Source organism: Rothia terrae, from assembly GCF_012396615.1.
In the GTDB taxonomy this organism is placed as follows: domain Bacteria; phylum Actinomycetota; class Actinomycetes; order Actinomycetales; family Micrococcaceae; genus Rothia; species Rothia terrae.
Genome location: NZ_JAAXPV010000010.1, coordinates 97,420 through 105,355, shown reverse-complemented (window position 1 = coordinate 105,355; position 7,936 = coordinate 97,420). Strand labels below are relative to the sequence as shown.

The window sequence follows — 7,936 nt, the reverse complement described above, 5'->3', positions numbered from 1 at the left end:
GAGCAACGGTTCTTCCGGTATGGTTTGAGGTTATTTGTAGTGATTTAATCCTCTTATTTTTGCCGCTGGTGGGGCCGTTGTCTAGTTGGTGGGGTGTGGGTGTGTTCCTACTTTTGAATAAGCCTCAAAGTTAGAAGATAGGATAACAAATCTGAAATCTATCCAGGCAATCAAAAAACGTCCGTTATTGGAAAATAATATTGCCGACATAGTCTCAATCGATAAAAGATTTTCAGATATAACTGATTTAATATCTACAACAGTTGATGATTTTCATGTAAGAGCCAGCGAAAATGTTGCTCTCCACATTCAAAAGCATGGTGTATCGCCCTCATGGATTCAACAGGGACTGCGTTCATCAGAAAATGAGGATTGCCCATTTTGCGACCAAAATCTAACCGATTCCACTATTTACCAGCAATACCAAGTGTATTTTAATGAAGAAATCAACGAATTTCTACAAAAATTAGATTCATTAGATATTTCTTTCAAGCCCGATCAGATTTCCTTATTGTCAGGCAAAATAAAGGACTGGAACCGTAATCAAATAGCAAATAGATCCCACTGGGTGGAGGATGGCTTTGAGGAATTAGCAGTACCAGAAGTTGACAGATTAGTTCTACTAACCGAATCATTTTATATAATAGCCCGCGACCTTATTGTTGCTAAAAAAGAAAAATTTCATGAATCCATGGTAGATTCTTCAAATTACAAAGAACTTTTCGACAAGTACAATGCTATCAATGATAATATCAGCTCATTAGAAGAACGAATTAATAATATAAATAAAACATATGAAACATACAAACAATCTTTAGACTCTTCAGATATTAATTCAGTCCAGCGAGAACTATATCAATATCAAGTCAAGCATCTGCGTTCGACCTCTGAAGTATCAAAAATTATTGATAAAATTGAAATCGGATTGCGACGTGAAGCAGGTATAAATAAAATTAAAAAAGATTTACGTAAGGAGTATACCGATGAAGTCGATTTAGTTCTCTCAACGTATAAAGATTCAATCAACCGTGAGCTGGGAAACCTTTATGCAAATTTTGATTTATCAGCCTTCAAAACCAATTTCAGAGGAGGAGAGAGAACTGAATTTTATATAAAGCTAAGAGGAAATGAGATAACTACTAGCGGGAATGATAATAGATTTGGTACAGCCTTAAGTGAAGGGGACAAAAGAACTCTTAGCTTCGCATTTTTTATTTCGGCTCTAAAAAGGAGTCGCTCACTAAGCAACTCAATAGTTTTTTTTGATGACCCTTTTACAAGTCTCGATTCTGTCCGACGCAGAAAAACCATTGAGGAAATTATAAAAATATCAAAGGACGCATTACAGGTTTTTATTCTAACTCATGATGAATTCTTTGCTAAGGATATTTTTCAAAAATGTACTGCAAGCGATGAATCAGTACACTCTGTTGAGATATCATCAACAAGTGACAGATACTCAAGTTTTATTGAAATTGATCTTTTCCAAAAATGTCAGAGTGATTACTACAAACGATACGACAATATTTGCCAATTTATAGAAAATCCATCGGTCTTTGCGGACAAGAAAATAATTGTTGCTCAATCGATTAGACCTTTACTGGAAGGTTATTTGCATAGAAAGTTTCCCAGAAGTCTATCTAGAAGTAGCATGTTGGGCACCGTAATAACTACGATGAGCAACGATAATACAAATTTATTTCCATATGACAGCCTTCAAATTGATATTTTGCGAGATATAAATGGATATGCTTCACAGTTTCATCATGACACCAACCCAGAGTGCAATAACGTAGAAATTTATGATGATGAGTTAAGGAATTATTGTGAAAAAACCCTAGGTATGCTTCATTCTTAATTTGAAACAAAATATACTCATTATATTTTTTAATTTCTATATAACAACGGTTGGCTATTATATTAGGTAGCCAGCCATTTTATTCATGTTTAGAATATGCTTCGGGCGGAACCAAGACGACTGTGAGGAACTGCTAGTCTTTCGCGTCAACTGGGACATGGTGACGCGTCGTCCCAACGAATTCAAAAGGCAGCTGACGCGGTTGCTACGACAATGAGTTCCCACTTTTTGACCGAATTCCCGCTCAATGAGTGGGAGTTGGTACAAAAGATGGGAACTCGGCGCGCGCAAAACTTACTGGCTCAGTTTCCCGCCCGATTCCTCCAGGTAGCAGGTCGCACACAACGACTCGTAGCCCACGTGTACGCCGTCAATGGCTACCTGGTCGCCCTCAAACACGAACTTGCCGTCCACCGTACGCGGATTGAACAGAGCCTTGCGTCCGCATCGGCAAATAGTCTTCAGCTCTTCCAACGTATGCGCGATTTCCAGCAGACGCGAAGAACCGGGGAACGCAATCGTCTTGAAGTCCGTGCGGATACCGTACGCCATCACCGGGATATCTTCCACCACGGCAATACGCATCAGATCATCAATCTGATCGGCAGTGAGAAACTGAGCCTCATCCACGAGCAGGCACGAAACCGGCAGGTGCCAGTGCATGCGTCCGTCATTCTCATCCTGAGCTGCAGCCGCATGGAAGAGCTCCAGCGCGCTATCGGTGGGGCCAATCAGAAAATCCGCCTGACGCGTCACGCCCAGGCGCGACACAATCTCGGTATCGCCCTTCGTATCAACACGAGGCTTAGCCAGCAGTACGCGCTGGCCATGCTCCTCATAGTTATAAGCAGCCTGCAACAGCGCAGTCGACTTACCCGAGTTCATCGCGCCATAACGGAAATAAAGCTTAGCCACGAGACAGACCACCTTCGCACAAATAACCAAAACTGCAGATAATTCTAGCCCACTGCCCTGCCCGCAAACCGCCTAACGGTGTTAGACATCAGTCTCAGTGCGAGGGTTCTTATCGGCTATGAACGTCGACATACCTCTTCCCTCGTCCACCCGTCACAAACGTCCCTCAGTTACGTTCACAACCGTGCGACCGGTTAGTGTTAAGTAAAAGCATTTTCGTGCGTAAAACCGATGTGAGGAAGGCTCCCACCGTGCTCTCTAAATCCGATATCGCTGCTCTTTCTGAACCGATTAAGCGAGAGCGCAAGCCGCTGGACATCCTCATGGAGCAAAACCAGACGCGTCTGGCGCACCTGGTGCCGGTGCGTATGGGGCGTATGCTGGAGTCGCCGTTCGCGTACTACCGCGGCACAGCGGGCATCATGGCGGCTGACCTAGCAACTGTGCCTAACTCATCCGTGCACATGCTGATCTGCGGTGACGCGCACATCTCCAACTTCGGTTTCTACGCCTCCCCCGAGCGCAAGCTCCTGTTCGATCTCAATGACTTTGATGAGTCAGGTTACGGCCCCTGGGAATGGGATCTCAAACGTCTGATGGCATCCGTCTATCTGGCTGCCCTCGACAACAAAGAATCTGAAGACACCGCCTTCGAGATCACCCGCAAGACCTCCAAGTACTACCGCGAGACCCTGCTCGAGATGCTGGAGCTCGATACCCTGGAGCGCTTCTACTACTCCGTGGACGCCGACAATATTCTGCCCACGCTCACCCACGGCAAGATGCGCAAGCAGTTCGAAAAGATCACCAACAAGGCACGCACACGCAACTCAGCGCAAGCACTCGCCAAATTCGCCGTGCGCGAGGAAAACGGTAGCCACCGCATCGTTGACCAGCCGCCGCTGACCATGCACTCCGATGCTCTGCCCAAGGACGTCCAAGAGACGCTGTGGGGCAAGTACATCAATAGCGCATCCAGCGAAATCCGCTACCTTTTGCAGAGTTTTGAGGTCGTTGACCAGGTGCTTCGCGTGGTCGGTGTAGGTTCTGTGGGCACTCGCTGCTATATTTCGCTACTTGAGGACGTCAACCGCGCGCCGCTTTTCCTGCAAATCAAGGAAGCGCAGACCTCCGTTCTCTACCAGTACGGCAAAATGGGCTCCCAAGCGCACATTCCCGGTGGTAACGAGATTCGCGGCAACGGCTACCGCGTGGTCGCATCGCAGAAGGTCCTGCAGGCACAGTCAGATATGTTCCTCGGCTGGGTTGACCGCATCCCCGGCCACGACGGACTCCCCCGCGACTACTACGTGCGTCAGTTCCGCGATATGAAGGGGTCCATCAACCTCGCCGCGCTCGACGCCAACAGCCTCAAAGGCACCGCTAAACTCTGCGCGTCCCTGCTGGCTCGCGCGCACGCGCAATCACACCGCATCGGCGATATCGCGATCTTCGCTGAAGGCGGCAAACCGCTAGATATCGCGCTGGCACAGTGGTCAAAAGGCTACGCGCAACAGTGCATGAAAGACTTCGAAAACCTCAAATACGTAGCAGAAAAGGGTGTCGTACCCGTCCAGTACGGTCTCTAACCCCGTAGCACAGCAAAGGAGCCAGATGTCGCACTATATCCCCTATCTCGTTGTTCCGGTGCTGTGCGGTTTATTCGCCAAGAAAATTAACCTGCCACCGCTGATCGGCTTTCTGGTCAGCGGCCTCATACTGAATTTCATGGGCTACGAAGAGCTCGGGATCATCACCGAACTCGGCGACCTCGGCGTCACGCTCATGCTCTTCACCATCGGGTTGAAAATCAACGTTCGCCTGCTTACCCGCAAAGAAGTCTGGCTGACTAAGGCATACACGTGGTGCTCACATCATTCCTGGGTACCGGTCTGATTCTTCTGCTCACGATGCTGGGGCTCGGCGGCAGCGGCATCGTCCCGCTCGGTGAGGCTGCACTCCTCGGCTTTGCCCTGTCGTTCTCGTCCACAGTACTCGTTGTAAAAACCCTCGAAGAACGCGGCGAAACACGTTCCCTCTACGGACGCACAGCCATCGGCATCCTCGTGATTCAAGATATCTTCGCCGTCATCTTCATGGCTCTCACCGGCGAACATCTGCCCAGCCCGTGGGCGTTACTGCTAGTACTCTTGATTCCCGCCCGCTGGCTCCTCGGCAAGGGTCTGACGCGCGTTGGCCACAGCGAGCTACTCGTGCTCTACGGCGTGGTACTGGCTTTTGTTCCCGGCTACTGGCTCTTCGACCTCGTCGGCATCAAGGGTGATCTCGGCGCGCTCATCATCGGTATGCTCATCGCCACGCATCCCAAATCCAACGAGCTCTCTCGCGTTCTCTTCTCCCTCAAAGAATTCATGCTCATCGGATTCTTTGTATCCATCGGCCTGAGCGCCACGCCCACGCTAGCGCAGGTCGGCTTTGCCATCGTGCTATTGATCCTACTACCCATTAATACCGTCATTTACGCTGGCGTTCTGCGCCTCACCGGACTATCCCCGCGAACCTCGACACTCGCGTCCTTTACCCTCACCAACTTCTCAGAATTCTGCATTATCATCTGCGTTATTGGTGCCAGCACAGGCCTCGTCAGCGAAACCTGGGTTGTACCGTTCTCCATCGCCGTCTCGCTGAGCTTTGTGGTCTCAACCGTACTCAATATGCGTGGCTCCAAGCCCCCGCGATGGTTCGGTTCATTTATCCCACAGGTTCCAGAAGATCGTATGCACCCTGAAGAACGCCCCATCGACCTCGGCACCGCACAAGCCGTCGTACTCGGCATGGGACGCATCGGACGCCGTGCCTACGACCAGCTCGCAGGCGACTATCAGTTCAATGTCGTCGGCGTAGACAACTCAGAATTCCGCGTCGAAAACCTACAATCCCGCGGGTACAACGTGCTGGAGGCAGACGCATCCGACGCCGAATTCTGGAAGCGCCTCAAAGACGACCAAGACGTCGAACTCGTAGTGCTCGCCATGCCCTCGCACGGTGTGAACGTTGAGGCATACCATTACGCACTCGAAGCTAAATCAGAATGTGCCTTTGCCGCCGTTGCCCAATATGTCGATGAGTACCGAGAGCTCAAAGCGCTGGGTATCGACAAGGTCATCAACGTGTACGATGGCGCGGGTGAGACACTCGCGGAGCACGCTTACGACGCCTTCATCGAGATGAAACGTAAGGACGCGGCGCGGTAGACGGGGCAAACACCTAGGTGGGTATGTACAACAGCTTAGGTAGGACGCTTGTAGTCAACTTCCCATAAACGCCAGCCCCGAGCCAGTTACGCGTAGTCGCCAGCTGGCATCGGGTCTGACGTGAATCGCTTCCGAGCGCCCTGCGCGAGTCAAGCGAGAGGGACTGCTGGCGACTAGGCGTAGCTGGCTCGCCGCGCCCATACTTTTATTGAACAGTGTGAACATAAAAATTCCCGAGCTACATATCAAAAGCATATGTAGCTCGGGAATTTTGTATGTAGTAGCCGCCTAGGCGGATTTAGCGCTGCTGCACGTCCAAACCTGACACGTCCATGGTCTCCAGCGGGACGGTCTTCGACTTGGTAACAGCCTTGTGGATCAGCCATACAGCGATGAATACGGGCAAGCCGATGTAGGCGCTGAGAACTTCCATGCCGCGTCCTGCGAATACCGCCTCATAGTTCTGGCCGAGAATCACAATGCTGCACATGACGAATGCGAGAATCGGGCCGACAGGGAACAGCGGTGCACGGTAGGGCAACGCTTTCAGGTCGTGACCCTGCTTGACGTAGGCACGGCGGAAGCGGAAGTGACACAGTGCCACGCCAACCCACACGATGAAGCCGGACAGACCGGAGATGTTAATCAGCCAAGTGTACGCGGTGCCCTGACCGACGATGGCGGTGATGAAGCCGACCATGCCAACAGCTGCGGTCATGAGTAGCGCCGGTACGGGTACGCCACCTGAGTTCACGCGGGTGAAAATCTTTGGCGCCTGACCTTCTTTCGCCAAACCGTAGAGCATACGTGAGGACACGTAGAGACCGGAGTTACCGGCTGAAAGAATCGCGGTCAGGATAACGGTGTTCATCAGTCCAGCTGCGAATGCCAGACCCGCGCGTTCAAAAACCATGGTGAACGGCGAATACGCAATGTCGGTTGCATCCGAGCGCAGCAGGTTGGGGTCGGTGTACACCACCAGGGTGCCGATGATGAAGATAGCGCCCACGTAGAAAAGCATGATGCGCCAGAACACGGTCTTGATTGCCTTGGGGACGTCACGACGCGGGTTCTCAGCTTCGCCGGCTGCGGTACCGATCATTTCGGTGCCCTGGAAGGAGAAGCCTGCGACCATGAAGATAGAGACGACGGATAGCCAGCCGCCGACGAAGGGCGCATCGCCTTCGGTCCAGTACTTGAGGCCGCCGGTGTGTCCACCGAAGATGCCGAAGATCATAGCAATGCCAGCGATGAGGAAGACGATAACGGTGACAACCTTGATGGTTGCCAGCCAGAATTCGCCTTCACCGTAGGCGCGAGCGCTGACCGCGTTGAGACCGGTGAGGGCTACGAGAAAGACTGCTGCCCAGATCCATCCGGGGACACTGGGGAACCAGTAAGCCATGATGATGCCTGCTGCGACGAGCTCGGCAGCGAGAGTGATTGCCCAGTTGAACCAGTAGTTCCAGCCCATTGCGAAGCCGAATGAGGGTGAGACGTAGCGGGATGCGTAGGCTTGGAAGGAGCCTGCGATGGGCAGGTGCGCTGCCATTTCGCCCAGTGACTGCATGAGCAGGAGCACCATGATGCCGATGAGGCCGTAGGCGAGAAGTGCGCCGCCGGGGCCTGCTGTTGCGATGGATGAGCCTGATGCCACGAACAGACCGGTACCGATTGCACCGCCGATTGCGATCATTTGCAGGTGGCGGTTAGCCAGCCCGCGCTGAAGCTTGGAGTCGTCGGCGGTGGTGTTGACCTGCTCGATATCCGACCCGGCTGAGTGTGAAGCCATAGGAGTGTTTTTCCGTAACGTTGGTGAACGGGCATCTTAATGTTTTCTTATGCCCCTTAAGACTTTCTTTAGATTACCACCGCGCGGCGTTCTTTCTAAGTCTGCTCATCACTTTATCTCTCAGTCCTTGCCCACTGCAGGCAAGTGTCGGGGCTT

The 7,936-nt window shown here is 51.4% G+C and carries 6 protein-coding genes; 4 read left to right on the top strand and 2 right to left on the bottom strand.

The window, feature by feature from the left end:
- Window positions 1-187: 187 nt before the first annotated feature.
- On the top strand, window positions 188-1,858 hold the full coding sequence (locus HF984_RS07110) for an AAA family ATPase (RefSeq protein ID WP_168614987.1): 1,671 nt from the start codon (window positions 188-190) through the stop codon (window positions 1,856-1,858).
- A gap of 294 nt (window positions 1,859-2,152) precedes the next feature.
- Here the strand turns inward: HF984_RS07110 and HF984_RS07105 are convergent, their stop codons facing one another.
- A complete protein-coding gene (locus tag HF984_RS07105; RefSeq protein WP_168614986.1) occupies window positions 2,153-2,773 on the bottom strand; it encodes a thymidine kinase in 621 nt (206 codons plus the stop codon).
- A gap of 218 nt (window positions 2,774-2,991) precedes the next feature.
- Here HF984_RS07105 and HF984_RS07100 point away from each other — a divergent pair, with 218 nt between their 5' ends.
- From HF984_RS07100 to HF984_RS11730, 3 genes are read left to right on the top strand one after another with little or no spacing between them, the layout of a single operon-like run.
- Complete coding sequence (locus HF984_RS07100) at window positions 2,992-4,362, top strand: DUF2252 family protein (protein WP_168614985.1); 1,371 nt, start codon at window positions 2,992-2,994, stop codon at window positions 4,360-4,362.
- Window positions 4,363-4,387: 25 nt separating this feature from the next.
- Window positions 4,388-4,669: a cation:proton antiporter domain-containing protein gene (locus HF984_RS11735; RefSeq protein ID WP_168614984.1), complete on the top strand. Its 282-nt coding sequence runs from the start codon at window positions 4,388-4,390 to the stop codon at window positions 4,667-4,669.
- On the top strand, window positions 4,636-5,988 hold the full coding sequence (locus HF984_RS11730) for a cation:proton antiporter domain-containing protein (protein ID WP_168614983.1): 1,353 nt from the start codon (window positions 4,636-4,638) through the stop codon (window positions 5,986-5,988). The genes HF984_RS11735 and HF984_RS11730 overlap by 34 nt, the downstream gene beginning before the upstream one ends.
- A 298-nt stretch (window positions 5,989-6,286) precedes the next feature.
- On the opposite strand, the gene HF984_RS07085 is transcribed toward HF984_RS11730, so the two are convergent.
- Complete coding sequence (locus HF984_RS07085; RefSeq protein WP_168614982.1) at window positions 6,287-7,780, bottom strand: amino acid permease; 1,494 nt, start codon at window positions 7,778-7,780, stop codon at window positions 6,287-6,289.
- Between the last annotated feature and the right edge of the window lie 156 nt (window positions 7,781-7,936).